The 18,536-nt window shown below is 43.6% G+C and carries 33 protein-coding genes; 9 read left to right on the top strand and 24 right to left on the bottom strand.

The features are described from left to right. Nucleotides 1-81 precede the first annotated feature (81 nt). Both MUK70_RS11810 and MUK70_RS11815 read left to right on the top strand, forming a co-directional pair. Nucleotides 82-318 (top strand): hypothetical protein, encoded by a 237-nt coding sequence (locus MUK70_RS11810; protein WP_234652221.1) that lies wholly within the window; start codon nt 82-84, stop codon nt 316-318. Beyond that, nucleotides 315-692, top strand: a complete 378-nt coding sequence (locus MUK70_RS11815; RefSeq protein ID WP_234652223.1) for a hypothetical protein — start codon at nt 315-317, stop codon at nt 690-692. The genes MUK70_RS11810 and MUK70_RS11815 overlap by 4 nt, the downstream gene beginning before the upstream one ends. Nucleotides 693-726: 34 nt before the next feature. Here MUK70_RS11815 and MUK70_RS11820 read toward each other — a convergent pair whose 3' ends face one another. From MUK70_RS11820 to MUK70_RS11835, 5 genes are read right to left on the bottom strand one after another with little or no spacing between them, the layout of a single operon-like run. After that, entirely contained in the window at nt 727-1,104 is a 378-nt protein-coding gene (locus tag MUK70_RS11820; protein ID WP_234652225.1) for a hypothetical protein, read from the bottom strand. Further along, the gene (locus MUK70_RS11825; RefSeq protein ID WP_234652231.1) at nt 1,101-1,268 is read right to left on the bottom strand and encodes a hypothetical protein; all 168 of its coding nucleotides are present in this window, start codon (nt 1,266-1,268) and stop codon (nt 1,101-1,103) included. The genes MUK70_RS11820 and MUK70_RS11825 overlap by 4 nt, the downstream gene beginning before the upstream one ends. A 20-nt stretch (nt 1,269-1,288) precedes the next feature. Further along, nucleotides 1,289-2,077, bottom strand: a complete 789-nt coding sequence (locus tag MUK70_RS11830; RefSeq protein WP_234652232.1) for a hypothetical protein — start codon at nt 2,075-2,077, stop codon at nt 1,289-1,291. Then, nucleotides 2,074-2,289, bottom strand: a complete 216-nt coding sequence (locus MUK70_RS31140; protein ID WP_374759701.1) for a helix-turn-helix domain-containing protein — start codon at nt 2,287-2,289, stop codon at nt 2,074-2,076. Before MUK70_RS31140 ends, MUK70_RS11830 begins: the two co-directional genes overlap by 4 nt. After that, complete coding sequence (locus tag MUK70_RS11835) at nt 2,219-2,632, bottom strand: hypothetical protein (RefSeq protein WP_234652233.1); 414 nt, start codon at nt 2,630-2,632, stop codon at nt 2,219-2,221. The genes MUK70_RS31140 and MUK70_RS11835 overlap by 71 nt, the downstream gene beginning before the upstream one ends. A 344-nt stretch (nt 2,633-2,976) precedes the next feature. On the opposite strand from MUK70_RS11835, the gene MUK70_RS30840 reads away from it, so the two are divergent. Then, complete coding sequence (locus MUK70_RS30840) at nt 2,977-3,111, top strand: hypothetical protein (protein ID WP_255715664.1); 135 nt, start codon at nt 2,977-2,979, stop codon at nt 3,109-3,111. A gap of 545 nt (nt 3,112-3,656) precedes the next feature. Here the strand turns inward: MUK70_RS30840 and MUK70_RS11840 are convergent. Genes MUK70_RS11840 through MUK70_RS11890 form a run of 11 tightly spaced genes read right to left on the bottom strand, consistent with a single transcriptional unit; the run spans nt 3,657 to nt 10,930 of the window. Continuing rightward, nucleotides 3,657-5,711, bottom strand: coding sequence for a tape measure protein (locus MUK70_RS11840; RefSeq protein WP_234652234.1), 2,055 nt, complete (start codon nt 5,709-5,711; stop codon nt 3,657-3,659). Next, entirely contained in the window at nt 5,680-5,967 is a 288-nt protein-coding gene (locus MUK70_RS11845; protein WP_234652235.1) for a hypothetical protein, read from the bottom strand. Before MUK70_RS11845 ends, MUK70_RS11840 begins: the two co-directional genes overlap by 32 nt. A 28-nt stretch (nt 5,968-5,995) precedes the next feature. Next, nucleotides 5,996-6,424: a hypothetical protein gene (locus MUK70_RS11850; RefSeq protein WP_234652236.1), complete on the bottom strand. Its 429-nt coding sequence runs from the start codon at nt 6,422-6,424 to the stop codon at nt 5,996-5,998. Between the two features lie 26 nt (nt 6,425-6,450). Further along, nucleotides 6,451-6,870: a phage tail tube protein gene (locus MUK70_RS11855; protein ID WP_234652237.1), complete on the bottom strand. Its 420-nt coding sequence runs from the start codon at nt 6,868-6,870 to the stop codon at nt 6,451-6,453. A 13-nt stretch (nt 6,871-6,883) separates the two neighbouring features. Further along, entirely contained in the window at nt 6,884-7,315 is a 432-nt protein-coding gene (locus MUK70_RS11860) for a hypothetical protein (protein WP_234652238.1), read from the bottom strand. A 23-nt stretch (nt 7,316-7,338) separates the two neighbouring features. Then, nucleotides 7,339-7,791 carry a hypothetical protein gene (locus tag MUK70_RS11865; protein WP_244784814.1) on the bottom strand — a complete coding sequence of 151 codons (453 nt, stop codon included), beginning with the start codon at nt 7,789-7,791 and terminating at the stop codon, nt 7,339-7,341. Between the two features lie 17 nt (nt 7,792-7,808). Further along, nucleotides 7,809-8,138 carry a phage head completion protein gene (locus MUK70_RS11870; RefSeq protein ID WP_234652243.1) on the bottom strand — a complete coding sequence of 110 codons (330 nt, stop codon included), beginning with the start codon at nt 8,136-8,138 and terminating at the stop codon, nt 7,809-7,811. Next, nucleotides 8,126-8,641, bottom strand: a complete 516-nt coding sequence (locus MUK70_RS11875; RefSeq protein ID WP_234652245.1) for a head-tail connector protein — start codon at nt 8,639-8,641, stop codon at nt 8,126-8,128. The genes MUK70_RS11870 and MUK70_RS11875 overlap by 13 nt, the downstream gene beginning before the upstream one ends. A gap of 1 nt (nt 8,642) precedes the next feature. Further along, on the bottom strand, nt 8,643-8,885 hold the full coding sequence (locus MUK70_RS11880; RefSeq protein WP_234652247.1) for a hypothetical protein: 243 nt from the start codon (nt 8,883-8,885) through the stop codon (nt 8,643-8,645). Between the two features lie 52 nt (nt 8,886-8,937). Further along, a complete protein-coding gene (locus MUK70_RS11885; RefSeq protein ID WP_234652249.1) occupies nt 8,938-10,224 on the bottom strand; it encodes a phage major capsid protein in 1,287 nt (428 codons plus the stop codon). After that, nucleotides 10,187-10,930: an HK97 family phage prohead protease gene (locus MUK70_RS11890; RefSeq protein WP_234652250.1), complete on the bottom strand. Its 744-nt coding sequence runs from the start codon at nt 10,928-10,930 to the stop codon at nt 10,187-10,189. Before MUK70_RS11890 ends, MUK70_RS11885 begins: the two co-directional genes overlap by 38 nt. A gap of 254 nt (nt 10,931-11,184) precedes the next feature. Between MUK70_RS11890 and MUK70_RS11895 the strand changes: the two genes are divergently transcribed. The 6 genes from MUK70_RS11895 (at nt 11,185) to MUK70_RS11920 (ending at nt 14,320) form a co-directional block, all read left to right on the top strand. Beyond that, nucleotides 11,185-12,009 carry a hypothetical protein gene (locus MUK70_RS11895; RefSeq protein WP_234652252.1) on the top strand — a complete coding sequence of 275 codons (825 nt, stop codon included), beginning with the start codon at nt 11,185-11,187 and terminating at the stop codon, nt 12,007-12,009. A gap of 113 nt (nt 12,010-12,122) precedes the next feature. Beyond that, complete coding sequence (locus MUK70_RS11900; protein WP_234652263.1) at nt 12,123-12,356, top strand: hypothetical protein; 234 nt, start codon at nt 12,123-12,125, stop codon at nt 12,354-12,356. Nucleotides 12,357-12,641: 285 nt separating this feature from the next. Then, the gene (locus MUK70_RS11905) at nt 12,642-12,938 is read left to right on the top strand and encodes a hypothetical protein (RefSeq protein ID WP_234652266.1); all 297 of its coding nucleotides are present in this window, start codon (nt 12,642-12,644) and stop codon (nt 12,936-12,938) included. A gap of 342 nt (nt 12,939-13,280) precedes the next feature. Next, a complete protein-coding gene (locus MUK70_RS11910; protein WP_234652278.1) occupies nt 13,281-13,454 on the top strand; it encodes a hypothetical protein in 174 nt (57 codons plus the stop codon). Nucleotides 13,455-13,712: 258 nt separating this feature from the next. After that, nucleotides 13,713-13,988: a hypothetical protein gene (locus MUK70_RS11915; RefSeq protein ID WP_234652280.1), complete on the top strand. Its 276-nt coding sequence runs from the start codon at nt 13,713-13,715 to the stop codon at nt 13,986-13,988. Further along, nucleotides 13,985-14,320: a hypothetical protein gene (locus MUK70_RS11920; RefSeq protein WP_234652283.1), complete on the top strand. Its 336-nt coding sequence runs from the start codon at nt 13,985-13,987 to the stop codon at nt 14,318-14,320. Before MUK70_RS11915 ends, MUK70_RS11920 begins: the two co-directional genes overlap by 4 nt. Here MUK70_RS11920 and MUK70_RS11925 read toward each other — a convergent pair. The 8 genes from MUK70_RS11925 to MUK70_RS11960 form a co-directional block, all read right to left on the bottom strand. Further along, the gene (locus tag MUK70_RS11925; RefSeq protein ID WP_234652285.1) at nt 14,317-15,198 is read right to left on the bottom strand and encodes a phage minor head protein; all 882 of its coding nucleotides are present in this window, start codon (nt 15,196-15,198) and stop codon (nt 14,317-14,319) included. The genes MUK70_RS11920 and MUK70_RS11925 overlap by 4 nt on opposite strands. Further along, nucleotides 15,195-15,422, bottom strand: a complete 228-nt coding sequence (locus tag MUK70_RS11930) for a hypothetical protein (protein WP_234652294.1) — start codon at nt 15,420-15,422, stop codon at nt 15,195-15,197. The genes MUK70_RS11925 and MUK70_RS11930 overlap by 4 nt, the downstream gene beginning before the upstream one ends. Continuing rightward, nucleotides 15,419-15,640 carry a hypothetical protein gene (locus tag MUK70_RS11935; RefSeq protein ID WP_234652297.1) on the bottom strand — a complete coding sequence of 74 codons (222 nt, stop codon included), beginning with the start codon at nt 15,638-15,640 and terminating at the stop codon, nt 15,419-15,421. The genes MUK70_RS11930 and MUK70_RS11935 overlap by 4 nt, the downstream gene beginning before the upstream one ends. A gap of 217 nt (nt 15,641-15,857) precedes the next feature. Further along, entirely contained in the window at nt 15,858-16,175 is a 318-nt protein-coding gene (locus tag MUK70_RS11940) for a hypothetical protein (protein WP_234652300.1), read from the bottom strand. Nucleotides 16,176-16,189: 14 nt separating this feature from the next. Then, on the bottom strand, nt 16,190-16,393 hold the full coding sequence (locus MUK70_RS11945; RefSeq protein WP_234652302.1) for a hypothetical protein: 204 nt from the start codon (nt 16,391-16,393) through the stop codon (nt 16,190-16,192). Between the two features lie 9 nt (nt 16,394-16,402). Further along, nucleotides 16,403-16,690, bottom strand: coding sequence for a hypothetical protein (locus MUK70_RS11950; protein WP_234652304.1), 288 nt, complete (start codon nt 16,688-16,690; stop codon nt 16,403-16,405). Between the two features lie 205 nt (nt 16,691-16,895). Beyond that, complete coding sequence (locus tag MUK70_RS11955; RefSeq protein ID WP_234652306.1) at nt 16,896-17,069, bottom strand: hypothetical protein; 174 nt, start codon at nt 17,067-17,069, stop codon at nt 16,896-16,898. Nucleotides 17,070-17,115: 46 nt separating this feature from the next. Beyond that, complete coding sequence (locus MUK70_RS11960; RefSeq protein ID WP_234652308.1) at nt 17,116-18,531, bottom strand: phage portal protein; 1,416 nt, start codon at nt 18,529-18,531, stop codon at nt 17,116-17,118. Nucleotides 18,532-18,536 lie beyond the last annotated feature (5 nt).

Here is an 18,536-nt window from a genome sequence, read left to right on the forward strand (position 1 = left end):
AAGTTTATAGGAGTGTTTTGATTAAAGGGGAATTGTTTATATTTAACTGTAAATTTGGGAGCTAACTAAGTCGAACGAATCATGACAGAGGATCAATTCAGAGAAAGCGAAAAAATATTTCGCGAATTGAAAGAACAACAGAGAGGCCGCGAGCGAACTGAGAGGCTTATGTCCCGAGGGGCCCCAGCATATGGTCTTGGGTTTGAAACAGAACTTATTGAGCATCCCGAAGACCTCTTAAAAGCCATATGGGGTGTTTATTTGGATCACTATACCAGAAGAGAGGCTGAATTAACAAAGCGCTTTAAAGAATTATGAACAGAAAAACATTTTTCGCCTCTCTACTTGGGGCGGTAGGATTGGGAGCCTTTGCGAAGTCCGAGCCGAGTATCGCTTTACTGTCACGTCCACAAAAGAAACTACATCCCTTTGATGAAGAAGAAATGTGGAGCGAACCTTTGTATAAAAAATTCAGTGAGGCGTATCCCAAGTTTGAAGGAGTAAGCTATGCGGAATTGGCTGTATATCGGGAGATGATGAAAAACGATTACTGCGAACTTAGGGGGCTTGTTTCGGACGTCCCATTCGAGATTATTAAGTCGGTAACTTATCACCACGACCGAAATAACAAGCCCCGGTTAATGGTGATATTTACTACTCAGCGTGACGTTCGATTTCTCCATTTAAAATAAAAAGATATACCCGTAATCAGGGTATATCTGATAATCAACCATTTGCACCAAATAATTTATCTTTACCAAAGTTAACCCACGCCCGGTAATCCTGCTCGACTCTCAATAATTCCTCATACCTGGACTTCGGAATAGATATTAACTCACTAGGCGATTCAAGCGTTGAATCAGCCCCCAGAAGGACTTTAGCAATATACTCTAGCGCTCTTTCTTTGATCCAGATGTTAGTGTTAAGTTGCGCTACGTCGCCAATCGGATAATACTGTAACCGAATCTTACCGCGCTTTCCATCAATGTTGTCATAGAAGCGGATCAGCTTGTAATCTTCCCGCACTTCTATGAATTCCTCCCCGAGGTGTTCGGTAAATTTGGGAAGTGTTTCGTTTACAAATCTTGTGAATTTCGGGTTCATAGTAGTGATGCGCGTCTATCTAAAATGAATTGGGTAACTCGAAAATCCTCTATCTTTCTTTTTCTGGGGCGGTTAGCGGCAGCCAATTCCTCCAGCAGCGCGACCGCTTCTTTGAGTAGACGAACCGTCTCTTTTGACAACTCTAACTGTTCATTGTTTTCCATGATTTCTAAAATTAAAGTGTTTATTGATTTTTTAATATTTTCGCTGGTGATGTATAACCTTCCTTCATAAAGTCATTTATCCAAATTAACTCCTTAGTCCATTCTCCATCCTTTTTCTTGGGCTGAAATCGAAAGTGACCTCGAACCTTGAATGCATCTGATTTGACTAAATTGTTAAACCACTTACTGTCAAGGTGAGTGATGCTGAGATTTGTTTCATTCACATAGTTCGTGTGAAAGATTTTAACCTTCTTATTGGGAGGTAGATTAATGGTTTCAACCTGCGCATATCTTTTGAAATAGCACAGCGTAATCGCTACCGCCCAACATGTATTGTTCCACTCAGAAATATATTTTTTTAAAACCTCATGCTCTATTTTATCGAACTCCTTACTTTTCCAGTCGGTAATTCCTTTTTCAGTTCTAAAGAAGAACGAGACTAAAATGCCTTCGAGTGTAAAACAAAACAATGTCATTTCCTTTGTTAAAGGATCAATGTAGACCATCATGGCCATATTTTTAAACATCTTGGCATCATTGACAATAAAAGTGCCTGATATGGGCGTGTCGTCTTTTGAATCATTATAAAGATCCAACATTTTCGACATGGTCGCTGTTGCTGATTCATAAAATGTAGACGAAACCAAATGTATGTCTTTATTAAAATGAGGAATACATTTATTGAATGTATTGTAAAAAGTAGGGCTTGTTGGGTCTGCAATCTTATCGGAATTGGCAATTCGCACAGATTTTAAGCCACCTGCTTTGAGATAATTTAAAGGGTGATAAGTCCTGTTGTTAATTTTCATGGTTTCATATTTTTAAATACAATCTCAGCTTCTTTACCACAGGCTTTTGCCCAATCTTGAATAACCGACCAACCAACTTTTCTGCGGCCGTTTTCTATGTCTGATACTGCCTTATTGGTGTACCCTCCAGACCCAAGTTTCTCAGCAATCTGTGCTTGCGTTAGATTGGATGCTAATCTTAGATCCTTTAATTGTGTATATATTTCCCGCATTTTTATTTTTTTTCTGATAGTATTCCGTCATTTTAGTTAGCCTAATTGTGTCGTAAGCCATACTAATTGCAGACTCCAATGTGTCCGTCACTCCGTAAATCCAGCCAACTTCATATTTTGGCCAGAATCGAAATTCACATAATGAATTGCCGTTTATTAGAGTAAAATATGCTTTCCGGTCGTTAATTAGCGCGATCTTAACCTCTTTTTCATAGTGTTCCCATAAATAAACACGAATTGAGACATTTTCCTGTACATGATGATTGAGCTTGTAGCCAATCTTCGCATCGCACTCTTTTATGAGAAACTCACGTTTTGACTTAATGCTGTTCTCGTCTACCATAGACCTCTTATTTTAAATCCATACAAATATACTACAAATATATGGTACATGCAAGCGTACATAAAAACATTTATAGAAAAGCGGAAATTCCCGTTTTCATGATTTGTCCCCTGAAATAATTTACGAAATTTTAGTTTGCAGGTAAAGATTTTTTGCCTGCACCATAAATTCGTTTATAAACGAATTTATGAAACCTTCCAATTATGGATTTATACATTTTCGGGGGTTGAAAACATAAAACCCGGAATTCCGGGTGTCATAAAATCAGAGAAGTCTGAATTTATGACACCTATTGATAAACACCCTTAAAATGAGTATCTTAGAGAAAAATAACTGACATGGAAATGGATAAAGAAACCAAACTTAAATTAATGGCTGATGCGCTGCAAGTAACGCAGAAACAGCTTCGGAAGATGATTGATCGCGGGGAGATTTTATTGGAGGACGTGGAAGGGAAATTAACTGAAAGGGGTTTATGATTATCACTATTAAACTGTCGGATCTCAGAGAGGCGATACGGCTAAAGTCACAGGAAGATAGAAGAAGGAAGTTCGCCATCGACTGGGCCAGGAGAACCTATTGGGGGTATATAAGTAAGTATTGAATCATGAAAAACCGAAAACAGAGACAATTAAATCGGTATAGGCACCTGTGTTTTAGGTGCGAACGAGCATATGAAAAGTTGTGTGACATAAACAACGGAAAGACGATCTCCGAAACAGAGTATTTGCAAATCAAAAGAGATTTTAGCTTACTGCCGATAGGGGTTTCTGTATTTGAAAGAGATTTCTAAAACAACTACCACCCCCTCCTCCTACTCAAAATAACTTATCATGAACAAAGGAAGGCGCCAAGAAATATCGGAGTTGAAGTATAAGAAGCGACTCGCGTTACGAGGACTTATGCAATCTGACGGGAAGCTTTATGCATTTAAATCACATAGCGTTCCATGTAGTTGCTGGGCGTGCCGCGGGCAGAAATACAGAGACAAAAGGACAACAGAAAATATCCGCGCCAGGGCAACCTACTCAAAATAACTATTCCTCTTCCGCCCTTCTCTTCCGGATAGATCAATATCGCCGGCGCGAAGGCGGCCATGAACTTTTACAGTAACCGTTTCTGATCCATTTGACCGCGATCCAATACCACCGCGCATATCGCGTCCCGATGTAGCGCCAGAAATAACACCCCACAACCTTTGTTGCTGGCTGCCATTCATAACCATTTCACCAGCGGTTAGCATAGCGGGAACGCGGTCGCGTCCACCTGGGCCGTCTACTATCCCGCCAGTCCAGAAAGCACTTGCTCCGGCGTCTTGTATTTGAGATCTAGCCACTGCCGCAGCGCCGTAAGCTAATGCTGCTCCGGCGGCAACCAAGGCTATATTATTACTTGCTATCCCGATTTTTGCCGCAAGTAATAAAGATGCATGCTGAGCAAGAGCTTTCCCTATGTTTTCGAAAAGATTTGCTATGATTGACATAAAAGCATTTCCTACGTCAGCTAAATCCGCTGTGCCCATCGCTAAGCCTGCCGCCAATGTCCCGACCCCCTCTATTGCGTAAGCCGTTGATCCAGCAAAAGCCCCTTGAATGCTTTCTTGGAGAGAGGCCCCAAAATCATCAGTTGACCCTTTTAAGCGATTCTGCTCGGCAATAGCTTTGTCAACTGCCGCGCTCATTGCTTGCGGGTTGGTCAGGTGATCAAAGCTTGTCGCGCTACCGTCGCCCGTTGTTGGGTTGTCGAATTGGGTGTGCGATTGTAAAGAATATGGATGGAACGCCGTCGATGTTCCCGTGCGCATCAGCGTATTAGGCGTTCCGATATCACTATTGTTCGTGCGGAATGCGGTATCATTGGCGATTTCTGCATTAAGCAACCCTTCTGCTATCCGATCCTTAGATTGCTCAATTTGCTCTGAAACCCATCTATTTAGTTCAGACGCGGCTTTATTGGCAATAATCTCGTTTTGTCTTCTTATTTGATCTTCTGCTTTTTTGTTGCGCCCATGTATTCCAAATTGAGCGCCGTAAGCATTCGTATCGGTTTTGCTTTGAGCGCCTCCCGTACTGGATTTGCTACCTCCTACCTTCCCTGCCGCATACTCGGTTGCGGCCCCGAAAACGGAGGTGATCATATCCTGACCCCCAACCAGCGAGTTCTTTGCAGACCCTAGCGTTATTCCGATAAAATCAAAGAATCCTGATGTCCTTAATTGCTTAGCGAAACTACCGACAGCCTTTGTAGCGTCAGTAAAAAGATCAGTTAATCCTGTTGATTTGGTTGCACCTGCTAATAAAAGAGTCAGCTGCCCGGTTGTATATTCAATGGCAGATCCTAAATTTCTTGCATTAGCTTCCGCGCCAGGCCCAAGTGATTTTTCTATCTCTGTGGTTAACCTTGGCAGTAAATCAGATGCCAAAACCTCACCCCTTTCGAGCATTTTATTTAGCTCCTGGGTTGTTACCCCCATTGATTTAGCCGCAAGGTTAAACGCCCCGTATAGGCGCTCTCCTAATTGTCCACGAAGTTCTTCTGCTTGGACATTACCTTTGGAAACCATTTGGATGAAGGCTTGAAACACTCCATTGGTTTCATCTACCGAAAGTTGCAATGTGGAAGACGCGGCTGTAACTGCCGAAAACAAGCGCTCTGTTTCTTTTCCTGCCAGGTTCGTATCCTTAGTGGCAATGGATAGTTTGGCGAAATTAGCCCCAAGGTCAATTACATTTTTATTATAACGCTCGGCTAATTGATCAAGAAATGCCGTATTTTTTGCATAGTCCGCTTGGGTTTCCGACGCAACTTTGAGTTGATTCTCGAATTTTTGCACCTTCGCTGTCGCGCTAATAAACGCCCTCCCTGCTGCCAGTGCTGCCTCAAAACCTAGATATCCCTTTATTACAGATCCAAATGACGTTTCTAAGCTAGAGTTGCTTTTAGTAAGCTGGTTTATAGCCCGGTCTGCTTTACCTGTACTAGATGGAAGCCCGTCTAAATTCCGATGTATTCGCTTGAATGCTTGATTCAAGTCGCTATCATCCCCTTTAAACTTTACTATTAACTCTTGATCCGCCATCCCCTCGTGCTTTTACATCATTTTTTAGCTTGGCAAAATCCTTTATTCCGTTGATTTTGGTTTGCCATGCGATTTCCTCCATTTCGCTAGGGAAAGGCATTAGTTCCCAAGGGCGCTTAGCTTTACCCTTCGCCACATTCACGTTATGAATCTTTGCGAGTAACTCACGGAACGGCCACACTCTTTCCTCCCATCTGGAATTGTACCCCTTCATTTCGACAGTGATTTCAAATATCGTCTTGTCGTAGTACTCCATTAAGGTGATGTCCAAGTTGGCTATCGCCTCATCCCTGAAGGTCTGCCATGTCAGGGGCTTTTTTTTTACTTTTTCCTTCGGGGACTTCTTTAATTGGGGTTCCGCCGTTCATTATGGCTGCATAAAAGCTTGTGAGAACTTTCACCGATTGATCGGAATTGAACCCAATTTCATCGACCCATTCATAGGCTTGCTCTATTGAGTACTCATTGCCTGATCCGGATAATTTTGCACAATAATTGGAGCCATGAAAAAGAATAGTAGCCAAAAACTTAACAGGCTCTTTCGGAATCTCTATTTCCTTTTCTCCCACAAGTTTTCGCTCAAATACATCACCGATTTGCGACAAACCCAACCCGAAACTTTCGCAAAATTTTTCAAGCGTGTAGCAACCAATTTTTATAGGAATGACATCCTCTTCAATCTTTAATTCGAAGTACCCTAATAATTTGTTCATGATTTCGATCTAGTAATGAAGATTTGTTACGCCATATCAGCCAATACCACCGGGCCGGTTCCTTCAATTGAGGCCGTCCATTCAACCGCATCTTCGTAAGGTGCTGATGTTTCTACGCTGGTGATAATACCTTTGCCGGCGTAGGTTTGTGAGCCTGTCACGGTGTTACCAAAAAGCAGGTCAATCGGCGCCCGCAAAACTTCCAGCTCAACCAATGAGGCAACGCCCACTTCGTTTGTTCCTTCTGTATAGTCCACAACACCGGATAACTGAGCCGTCCAGCTGCGTTGACCACCGATCAGTTCACGCCAGCCTAATGAGTCCCTTGTACTTACATCAATAGTGGCTACCGAAATACTTACAGTCAAATCGCGAGAGTCCGCAATTGCCTTGTTAGGCGATCCGGTAATGCTCGCCTTAAAATCACTACCATTAAACTTTGCCATCCCCTCGTCCTGTTTATAATTGCTCCACTAAATGTTCAATCGTAATCCTTTTCCGGTATTTCCTGCCGGTATTGGCATAGTTCATCTCGTCGTTTGACCCGACTAATTTTGCCATGTACACATTGAATCCCGAAGCTGCTACCCCTGACCGTCCCGGCACCGGAATAACCCTTGTAAGGATCTCATCTGTGATTTTGTCTGTGGTTTCACGCCCTCCAAAGTCCCCTTTGAATTCGTTGTAAACCAGTATGTCCACTGTCACTTCTCCGCCGAAAGAGTCCTTGGTATTATTGGAAATCTGAAAGATTCCCTCAATGACTATGTAAGGCGGCTCAACTCCAGAATCGGCTTGCAGATCAAAGGCCTGAATCTCTCTTCCCTCGACAACTATATTGTCAAGCAAAGCCAAATAACCAACCCTCAAAGGCAACACCACATCTTTCACCCACTCGCTCGTTTACCGCCAGTTCACCAGCCTATTTTCATGTTCTTCAACCGCTCTTTTAATCGTGCACCTTCCTGCATATACGCAGGGATCAAATAAGGATGCTCCTTTAATGTTCCCTTTCCGTTTACGTAGAATGTTCTGGCTAATGCCTGGAAGTCTTTTAGCAGTGTCGGCACATACCTTGCAGCATGCCGCCCTGTTCCAAATTCCAGGTAAGCCGCCATGTGATCCCCTTTTGTGTTCCCGGCAAAGACCGAAGCGGAAAGCAGTTTCGGGTCGTGAATGAAGTTGATACTCTGACGAACGGCGCCAATTGTAAAGGCCATTTCGCGGGAGTCTTCGCTATTTACTCGTAAGCGGTTTTTTGCTACGGCTACCGTCCTGAGTGCCGTTCCGGCAAGTTCTTTATTGACCTGCTTAACCACTTTGCCTTGCGCCTTATTCAGCGCAACACTGAACTGTTTTAGGTTCACGAACTCAACACTTGCCATTAGGATTTCACCACGATCAAATGCGCCAACATTCCCAACACATCCACTTCCGTTATCTCGTTGATCAGGTACGTTTTACCTTTATACTTCATCAACCAGTCCACTTTTGGCTCCTTTTCTTTCCGATATCGGATTGTCACCATGTAAGGCCTGACGTGCACTAACCGGGCGTTTTCTTGACTGCCTACTGCTTTCATTGGCTTTACGGCTGCCAGCGTATTGTATTCGAATATTTCAGTCCCGGAGGTTTTACCAGATGCGTTTTTAGTTTTAGTAAGGCTGTAAAAGCCTACCTTTTCTCTCAACATCCCTGGATTTATCCCAACCATGACTTTCTCGAATATTTAGCTGCTACCGTTTTCCAGTTGTTGGGCAATACCTGAATGCCATTGCCATCCACCTTTACGCCCGTGCGCTCAGTAAAATGATCGCTTGCCAGTTTGATGATGGCAAGCTTTAACCCCGCCGGTATCTCAATCGGATATCCCGCCAAATAACTCACCTCAACCGGGCTACTAGCGCCTGCGCATAACCTGCGAAATGAAACCCCTTCAAGCGTGTAATCGTCTGCTCCTGTTACCGCCCCGATAACGGGCCCGTATGGAAGCTCAGCGCTTGTAAGGCTTTCCCACCTGGCCGTTACGTTTGACTGAATCAGGGATAATCCGGTGTACTTTTCCACCTCTTCACGGGCGTCAACCAACAATAGCGCTAAAAGCGTATCGTGGTCGTCAAAGTCGATAGCCAAATGAAGTTTTAACTCTTCAAGTGTTACCGGCTCCTGTGCTCCGTCTACGGGTGTTTTAAGTACATCTAATCCCCTGGTGGTCATACTACGGGCGTGCTTTTGTGGCTGGCTTAGCTTTCTCTTCTTTGGTTGAGATCACTTCCTTGCTTTCTTTTTCCTCGGCTTCTGGCACCTTAGCTTCGGCTTTTTCAGCCTTAACCTCTTTGGCGAAACCGTTTTCAATCAAACCTTTTGCACGCGCCTCGCTAACCTTAATTATGGTCTTCGGTTCGCGCATATCCAATGAATCCACATCCCGGAATGCTCTTGTTACTTCAACTTCTACCATGATGATAAATATTAAGGAAGGCCACCATCGCAGCCTTCCCGGTGTCAGATTTCTATACTCCTGTTGTTACCGCTGTGATGTCCATGTCAAGGAATGCTTGTGGGTGATACACCGCAAGAGCAATTTCCTCTTCAATACGAAGCGTTACCAAGTTCTTTGTCACGTTGTCCTGATCTTCATAGAACAGACCGAAGTTGATTCCTTCGCGGATCAACAACTCAGCGCGGTTCCAGTCGCCTACGACTGCTTTACCTTGCGCAATTTGGTTCAATTTGTAGATCGGCGTTCCGTTGAAAGTCAACAGTGAGCGATCAGTTCCGCCAAACACAAGTCCAGGGTGATTAAACTCGCCGGTAGTGGTTTTGTAAACCAACAGGCGGGCGTAATCCAATGGGTGCATTACAATGCCATTGGCAGCGTAATCTTTTGCTTCAAGCTGCGCGATGCCGTCTACCAGATATTCAAACAAAGTGTTGTACCCTGCATCTGTCGGCGTGTAATCCGCCGCCGATGGAATAATACCTTTGATTGAGTTCACCCCTGTTCCATTCAAAAGTTCTTTGTCTTCCTTTTTGAGAAGATCCAGCATCATTTGAGTAGAGAAGAAGTTTGCAAGCCATGAAATGTCATTCAATGCCTGACGCGAAACACGGGTCCATGCAGCGATTGTCCTAGGACGAACAGGAACCATGATGAAGTCATAGTCAATCTGCGCCTTCGTGTCGCCCTGGTTCACTTGATACCCTGGCTCGCCTTCACCGCCCACAAACTGTGGATATTCAAGGTAATTTTGCGTCATCACGGATGAGTTCAGCAAATTACGAACATGAATAGATGGGCTTGGATTGGTGACAACTGTTTGACGAATGTCACGGGCTGACACTGCCGGGTTGCTCGCTCCGTCAGTCAGGTTGCCTGAGGTAAACACCCCAACCGCTTTTTGGTGCAATGCAGCGTGACCGCCTTTAACTGCATAACGCTTGCTTCCTGTCTGGTTTTCCTGACTAAAGTCGCCCTTAGCTTCCAACTCTTTAAGTTGGTCGTAGATCAGGTTTTCAAGTGCTTTTTGACGCTCTGCACCGTTGCCGCCAGTTGGCAGGCCATCGCGGTTGATGCGTGTTTTCAGTTGCCCGAACTCGTCTTCAATCGCTTTAACAGTGCCTTGTAGATCGCTCAGACCTTTAATGGCATCAGCAGAGATTTTACCATCTGCCTTATACTGCTCCTCAATTTGTTTGATTTGTTTTTCAAGCGCTGTCTGAACATCATCCATACGCTTTTGTGCCACAGCACCAACTTGTTTACCAAGTTCGGCCACTTGCGCCTCGTTCATTTCCATCTGTAAATGCCGTTTTGAAATGTTGAAAAAATACCTCGGAGTTGAACCCTTTGGCGGTTTGTTCTTCTTTTCCTTCACTCGGCACAGTGGTTTCGCTGGATGCGTTCGGCTGTGTGGTTTTGAAATACTCTGAAAGGATAACTTGTCTTTCTTGAAGTTTAAGCATCGTCTCGTCTGTGTACGTGCCGCACTTCAATGCTTTTATGAGCTTGTCAAACTCTTCAATTAATTCTTCGTGTGATTTTAGGCCAGTGATCGGGGTGTTCTGATTTGCCCCCCAAGCCTGCATTGATGTTCCTTCCCACATTTTCAGTTCAGTGAGATAATTCCACCCTTTATCGCCTTTACGGCTGGCTATTGTCTTGTATCCGAAGGAATGCTCTGTGATAATCTCGTCCTGAACCATCTTGACAAAGTCAACGCCAAGTGTATGAGATCCGGCCCGTGATACATAGGCTAAGCCTTTCGAATCTTCGAAAAGCTCTGTAATTACCCCTACTACTTTGTGTGGATCGTGATCAAGGAAATGCTTGATACGTTTTGTCCCAAGTGGCCCGCTTTCTTTGATCGTTTTGCTGAACGCACCCGGTTGGATAATATCACCATCCGAATCCGGCTCCGAATCGAAAGAAGCGAAATAGCCTGACACTATCCCTTCTTTCTCCCCTACATCCCGAAATGCCAGGCTATTATTTTTGAATAACATCTTCCCCTCAGTCTATCCTCACGTATAGGCATTCGCCTTCACTAGCAAATATAAACGAAAATTAATACTATACAAAAAAACTTTAATAAAAATTAGAATATATGGACATTAAGGTATTGAATATTAAAGTTATTTGCTTTATATTTGATTATTGAAATTTGACAATCAGGAGGGTCAGCCCTGATTGAGAAGATAGTGAGACTCATGTTTCACCGCCCGCTCAGCTGACCCTGACGGGCTTTTTTTGTTTTATCATGGAAATACTATCAGCATTGTTCCCGCCACCGGCTCATGTCATCATCCAGAGAATTCACGATGAACTCGACACCGCATCAGATCGCTTATTGAAAGAGGCGAACGACATACTCTCTTCTTTCCCTGACACGTCTAAGGCTGAAAGGTTGAGCAATGTAGGGTTTGCGCAATCATTGCCAGTTGTTGCGACGAGGCCATTATGGGATAAGGTACATGAGGCCAAAGCGAAGGCTGATTTGCTTCGCTATTACATCCAAACCTACCCTTTCCAAAAATTCTTGACTGAGCAGGAAATGGAGCGGATTTGCAAAAAGTATAATCTAATTTTTGCGCCGGTATCTCATTACAAAATGGATGTTCCGGAGAAGAATCTTCTGGACATTGAGCGGGCGCAGGTGTTGAAGGAGGAAGACAAAGCTCAGGATGTACATTACGCAAGGGTGAAGTCTTTTATGATGGATGTTTCAATCAGGAAGAGAATTGCTTTGCGGGGATGGCATAAGAAAAATACCAAGTATCGGGTAAGTGATGATTTTTTTGGATCGGTATTGAAGAGTAAAGGTATTGACCATGAAGGTTATGTATTCCTGTCAGCGGAGGAGAAGACGGTTTATAAGCAAGGCCTTTTTATAGCAGCGCCCCGATCAGAGTTTAATCTCAAAGGCCTTTCTCAGGATAGCAAGTTCGGATGGATGGATATAACCAAACGGGAAATCAAAGACCCGATTGTATTTGAATACTGCCGGGGTGGAATGGTTAGAGTAATTACCAAATGGGGATTAGAGGCGAGTGATGAAGCGTTGGTTAATCCAGTTGAGAACTAACACCCCCACCTCACACAGTATCATCCGGGGCGTGCACTCCCATAGCATAACGGGTGTTAATCGGGGTGCGATCCGAGCGGGTGGGGATTTAAACGCCGCGAGGCAAATGAGCAATGAATGGATTTGACATAATTAAAAACGCATTGAGCATTCTTGGTGAAAAAGAGCCCAACCGGTTGTTTATTGGTGCTGACGTGCGAACCGAATACCTGTTATTTTTTGAGGGCAACCCGCCTACAGAAAAACAAGAAGCCGAGTTAGAAATCATAGGCGTAACCTTCGTAGCGAAATATGAATGCTATGGTATTGAAAGGTTCTTTCTTTGGGATTTGGCACACGAGCAATGAAAACACTAAAAACTATATTGTTAAGTATAAGCGGCTTTTTTGAGGCTCGTGCTTGGTATTGGTATTACCAAGGCAAATTTGATAACATGAGCGACGAAAAGAAAGAGTCTTGGCAGATGTTCCTTTCCTACCACAAAAATACATGGAACCCATCTCGAAAGGCACTAATGAAGCTCATCGCAAAAAGAAACGGGCTTAAATTATGACCCTGCGCCGTCACCTTCACTTAATTGCCTGCGTCGGCTGGGAGAGGTGGGTTAGGATGAATTTAAAAATTAGGAAGAGATGAGGTTTAAAGAGGTGTCGATTTCCGCAATTCAGGAGGATTTAATGCAGTTCAGGATTTCAGACGGGCTTGTTTACATCCCTAACTCGGATTTCGTCAATGAGGAATATACAATTTCGGACATTGGTGAACATGAAGCGGAGGCATTTGAAAACCTATTTGAAGAATTAAAAAAAAGGCGCATTCCATTCTACTATTCAATATCGCTCAATGGTGATCTGTATTTTAGAGTTGAAAACATTCCGGGATTTTCTCTTGCGGACGAAATGAAGAAAAAACAGTTAAGGATACCATGAGCACCACCACCCCACGCACAAAAACACCTCCCCGCTGCAAGATCGCCTCTCAAAGGCTTATTATAGCGCAGGTGAGAAACGAGAATAGAACTTACAGGTGTATTTGGGATGGAAGTGGACAATTTGGAGGGATATAGATATGGAAATAACAATAGGCACTGACACCCCAGAAAACTTTATCAAGAATAAGCTGGCCATAACCGTGACAGTATGGAGAGGGGTTTATAAGAAAGGTTACAGGATGGTATTACCAAGCCCTAAGACGCCTATTGGAGTAAAGATTTTCCTTGGAAAGCTCACTTTGTATATTTGGTACATTCGCGTGCGCGAGGCATTAGGAATATGAAAAAGAAAGCCTTACACACGGTCACCTATAACGACGGACCAGCACTGCGCGGCTTATCAAAGATCGTCGCCAAGCTAGACAAAATGAACATTGCGTACTTCCAGTCAATCAAAGTAACAGAGTTTGACGATGGGAGTTTAAAGTATGTTTTAACGTTGGAAACGGAATAACCATGTGCCAAACAGTCATCATAGGAGAAAAGGAAATTGAAACGCCTCGCGAGTTCGAAGAACACTTTGGTTTTCGAGGTATACCGGCTCAATTTCACAGTAAGGTTGAACCGCACTGCTGCCTTTGTCAGATTGACATTGAGCAAACATTTTGGTTACATGATGTCAGTTTTGAATACAGTCCTACACATATGGAATATTACGTGAAGCCTGCATGCGTAGGTTGATTTTTTAATCCGAAACGGTAAATTTATGGATATGGAGAACGAAATAAACACCGCTGCGCTTGCTGTGTGCAAAAACATCTGCCAAATATTCAAAGCAGAAACAGGAGAATCAATATCTTTCAGTCCGCCCCATAAGTCCGAGCGGGCTAATGTTATTACACTCGAGTTTTATATTGAAGACTTATCCTTCGGGTGGGGGATAAAATTATCTATCGACTTTGTTCTTAAATGGGAGTATATCGCTATTGCAAGGAGTGCAGTGTATAAGCAAATCGTGGATGCGTATAAAAAGAAAATTTCGGCATGATCACAATACAGAATGGATTTATCCACATAGAGGAGAAGATTGATAAGTATGTCATTGATAAGTATTTCTCGGTGTCCAATATAAAGAGCATTTCACAACTTAAACCCGTAGATGACATTCAGCAGCCCACCATTATTGAATTCTTAAACAGCGATCAAGTGACAGTAGATGCAAACGCGAAAGATTTGGTGAACTACCTAATCATCAAAAACGAATCAGAGCCTTCGAATGAAAGATACTCTTCACCAGAAGATTTAAATAGAGCTATGAGGATACTAGAAACACGAGGCGTTAACGCGGCAAGAGTGTTTATGGGGTATCCTCCTATTTAAAACAAATCCTCATAATCATCTGCCGGAAGAAAAGCGACGACACACCTACAGTTCGCCACCTGGGAGATCGGCGCTGAGCTATCACCCGGACGCTCCATCATATACCCACCAACATTAAACTTCTCATTGGCTTTAATTGGACGCCTATTGCCAACCGCCCTATGAGTATCCCTGGTTTTATCATCCTTCGTGGCAATCCAAACCTTAACCAAATCCAATCCCGTCTCAACCGCCGACTGCTCAGCCGAAATATTAGTAATATGCGTAACCTCCGTCCTGACGATCATTTCAGCCCGTTCACGTATAAACGAACTCCCTGCATCCCTTCGCAGCTTAGCGATGATTTTTAAGGGAGATACGTAGATTTGTAATGATTCCTGAATGGACTTCACCACCCGCTTTTTTACGGTCTCTGTGACACTAGCAATACGCTGCGTGATATCTACGCTATTGACAATATTTTTAAGCCTGTTGAGCCATTGTTGATTGAAGAAACCTACGCTGAAATTCGTTTCTTCGAAGACGGGAGGCGTTACCGGTTTTGGTTTGGGTAAGATCCTACTTAACGGGTTGGGCCTGCGCTGGCGGTCATCTTCTTCCTTCTTGCGCTTAAACCTGCGCCTAACGTCTTCATCAGTCCACCGCTTATGTTTGAGGCCAACTTGATAGTAGATATCCTGGTAGGCTTGTCTGACGCCTTCCTCGTTGAAAATGAAGTCCATTTCAACAAGTGTTTGCTGAGCACCTACTTTATTGATCCGGTCGGCGACTTTCTGCATGTAAGACTGAAATGCTTTGATCAGGATATAGTACGCCAACCTCTCCATCTTAGCGTTTTGGGAGGCGTATTTTAGCCAATAGGTTTCGGGGTTGGTCATGGCTTAATTTCCTTTTCACCAATGAACCAGGCTTTGCCAAAATCATCTCTCCAATCCCTTCGAAACTCCTTATCAAATATTTCCATGTATTCGTTATAGCACTTGATTCGATGTTTACGCATGGCTTGATAAGCGCCTTTTTTTGTGTAATGTAGACTCACCGCGAAAGGAGCGGACTCAAATATGCAATCGTTGTAATAAAATATGTAAATCTTCCCACTCATTTCACCAAACATTTAACATAATCATGCACTATCTCCGCCATATCAGTGATATGTACAGCAGATAACGAAGGCTTACCGTAAATCAATTCCACGTTATCAATCGCCCACATTAAGGCGTGTTTATAGGTCATACGTTCGCCAATTTCATCCTTTGCCTCTTGGATCAACTTCTGACATTCGGTCGTGTCTAATTCTATTTTAAGTGTAGCTTCGCTCATCCCATATGCTGTTTAGTCAACCTCTCATACTCTGCCTTCCCAATCTTCCCTTCCTCAAAATCCAACCTACACTCCGCTAACGCTCGATAAAACGGCGTGTCATACTCACCCTTGCATAGGGCGTTAATTGCGTCCTGACGGGCTAGTTTTGAGACTGACGGGAATTTCTTAACGAGCCGCTTGCCTTGCTTTTCGGCTTGTCTGCGTTGTTGGCGGTTCATACAATCTCGTCGCAAGGAACATGTGAGGCCCATCCGTTATCATCTAACGCATATTCGGTAGCCATCCACCCTGTTTTGCAAAACGTTTTCAACCCTTTTCTATCATCCGTTTGAAACACCATTGTGCCGGGTTTCACATCGCGCATGGCTTTTCTTTCGTTCAGAGTAACCATTGGAATAGCTAGTGGCTCTTTTACGGTAACACTAATATTCCCGCTCCCAATTAGTCCCTGAGAAGGAGCACTTGCCTTCACCACAACCGGCGCGACAACAGCCCCACCTATCAATGTTTTGAAAAAGTCTCGTTTGTTCATAATGACTTAATATTTTAATCTGCATCTCTTGGATCTACACCCATAATTCGAATAATTTCTTTTATTTCTTCCTCACTGAATATGTGCTGCCCTTCATATATCTCTCCATCTTCATCAATGTACGGGCTGCTGCGCATATGGTTCTTTATCACGTAATAAGCGTCGCCTTCCTCTCTAACCATAGAGACAAACTTTTCGAGTAGTGTTTTATAATCCATACCTCCTGTTTAGTTTAAATACATCAACACAACTCCCGCCACTACCGCCACTACCGCGATAACGATTGCAACAGGTATCATCCATCCGGTTTCCGAAAATATCGGATGCGGCAACTCCCTTACATCTCTTCCTTCGGGAATCTTTGGCGCATCTTTGATAGCCTGCATTAGCTTTGCTTGTTGAGAAACATTAAGAATCATCTCCCCCGGCTCCATCTCCCTATCCTTCCACCCGCATTTACCGTAGTTGCCGACGGTGCATTTGGTGCACTTAGTGCATGATGCTACTTTATCCATTCTCTATAAACTTCAAACCCTTTTGTATTACAATTCATAAAAGAAATCAGCCTTTTAACGCCATTGTTAATCTTGGGCGAATAAAACAAAACTGACTTTGGAACCCACTTTTTCCAACTGCCGTAGTGCTTTAAATAACCAACTTCAATCCCTTCATCCACGACAATAGAATAAAAAGGGCTCTTGCTTTCTGTGATCCCCATGGTTACCAAGGCTGTTTATTGCGCAGATTTGCAGGGCTTTTAGCTATTTCCGCAAATTCTTCAATCAAATCATTCACGCATACAGTACGGCCATCTGGAAAGGAGATTTCAAATCTGGTGTTACCCTCTTTTAAAACACCTTTCTCTAATAAAAAATCAATAACGTCCTGTTCCATAAGTATCGATTTAGTTCCCCCAATTTACAACATAACATGCACATTATCAACCATTTTCATCCTCATTTTCAAACGGATTTCCGGGTCTGCCTTCGAAGGACTCGACGCCGATTTGTTCCAATAATTTGAACTTTGTGCTGATAAGCATTTTGTTGGCATTCTCGTCATTTCCTGCACCATAACCGAAGGCTTCAAGCCATTGGTTGGCCGTTAATCCCGGCACGCGCTCCATCCATGTTGCAAGCTCGTTTCGGTCTGGCTGCAACTCGTTAAAGTCATCCAGATTATACCCGATCACAAGTCCTTGTTTACCGTCTGGATCATACGAAGGGGTAAGCCATTGGTTGTATTTGTTGATCCGTTTTTCGTACTCAGGAAGCACCGCGTCGGTGATGGCAATCTTTCTATTAGTAGGCAGGTTTTCGTATGCGCTATGAGCACCCCAGCCAAACAATTCAGGCGGGATATGATAAGCCGCGCAAATGTCAATTTTAATGTCCTGCCTGGATTCAACAAGTCCAAGATCTTTTGGATTAAAACCCAGGTTAATACTACCCACTTCAACCGAACTGGTGATAATCCCGCCCGCGCTGGATTCTTTCAGCTGCTGATTGAATAGGTCCCGCATGGATTGCTTTTGCTCAATGGAACCCTCATTTGGATCCATTTGACCTTTGGGGAACACCATTGTCCTTACGCCTTTGTCAGCATAAATACTGGCCTCTGCTGTAATATTTTCTCTGTAAGAATCTACCAAGGGGCTTAATGCATGAAGCCTTGAAAGCCCTTTGTGATACTGACCAATTATTCTTCTAGTAGGATTGAAATTTCTTAAATGACATACGTTTCGCGCATCTATGTAAGTCCCAGGATTTGACTGAAGGTAGTATTTGGTTATTTCGTATCCGTTCATCACCCCGGCCACGTCCTGCGCCTGAGGGAGGTACATTTCCCTGATCTTGCCCGTGGTGCCATCTATACTGTCACGGGCACCGAAAATATATCCATCTCCGGTCAAATCAAGATAAGCAGTCAACCCGTATTCAAACTCGAAGCGGGTCATAAACGGATTAGGGTTATCAAGGACGTTCTGCATTTCATGCCCTGAAATCTCTTCCAATGCCTTAAATTGAATATCTCTTGCCCTTAGAAAGCTGTCTTTAGTTGGATTGGTTAGGAATGATTTGTATTGCCGGTAAGACTTTTCATCGCGCTTTTGGTATACCAATGGCCGAGCGGTTGCACACTTCTGACTTTTCCAGTCCTGCACGGTAAATACCACACCATTACCCAAAAAACCATTCTCAACAAAGTCATCTGTCGTTACCGTATTCCAAACGAATTGATTGACACCCATAAAGCGAAACTGCATTCTCAATGGCTGAGAAACGCCGACTACACTGGGCGCATTCTGCCGTTTCAACTTTATGTTCTTATTGTAAAAATCTCCTAAAAACCCCATCCCCT

The organism is Dyadobacter chenwenxiniae (assembly GCF_022869785.1).
GTDB classification, from domain to species: domain Bacteria; phylum Bacteroidota; class Bacteroidia; order Cytophagales; family Spirosomataceae; genus Dyadobacter; species Dyadobacter chenwenxiniae.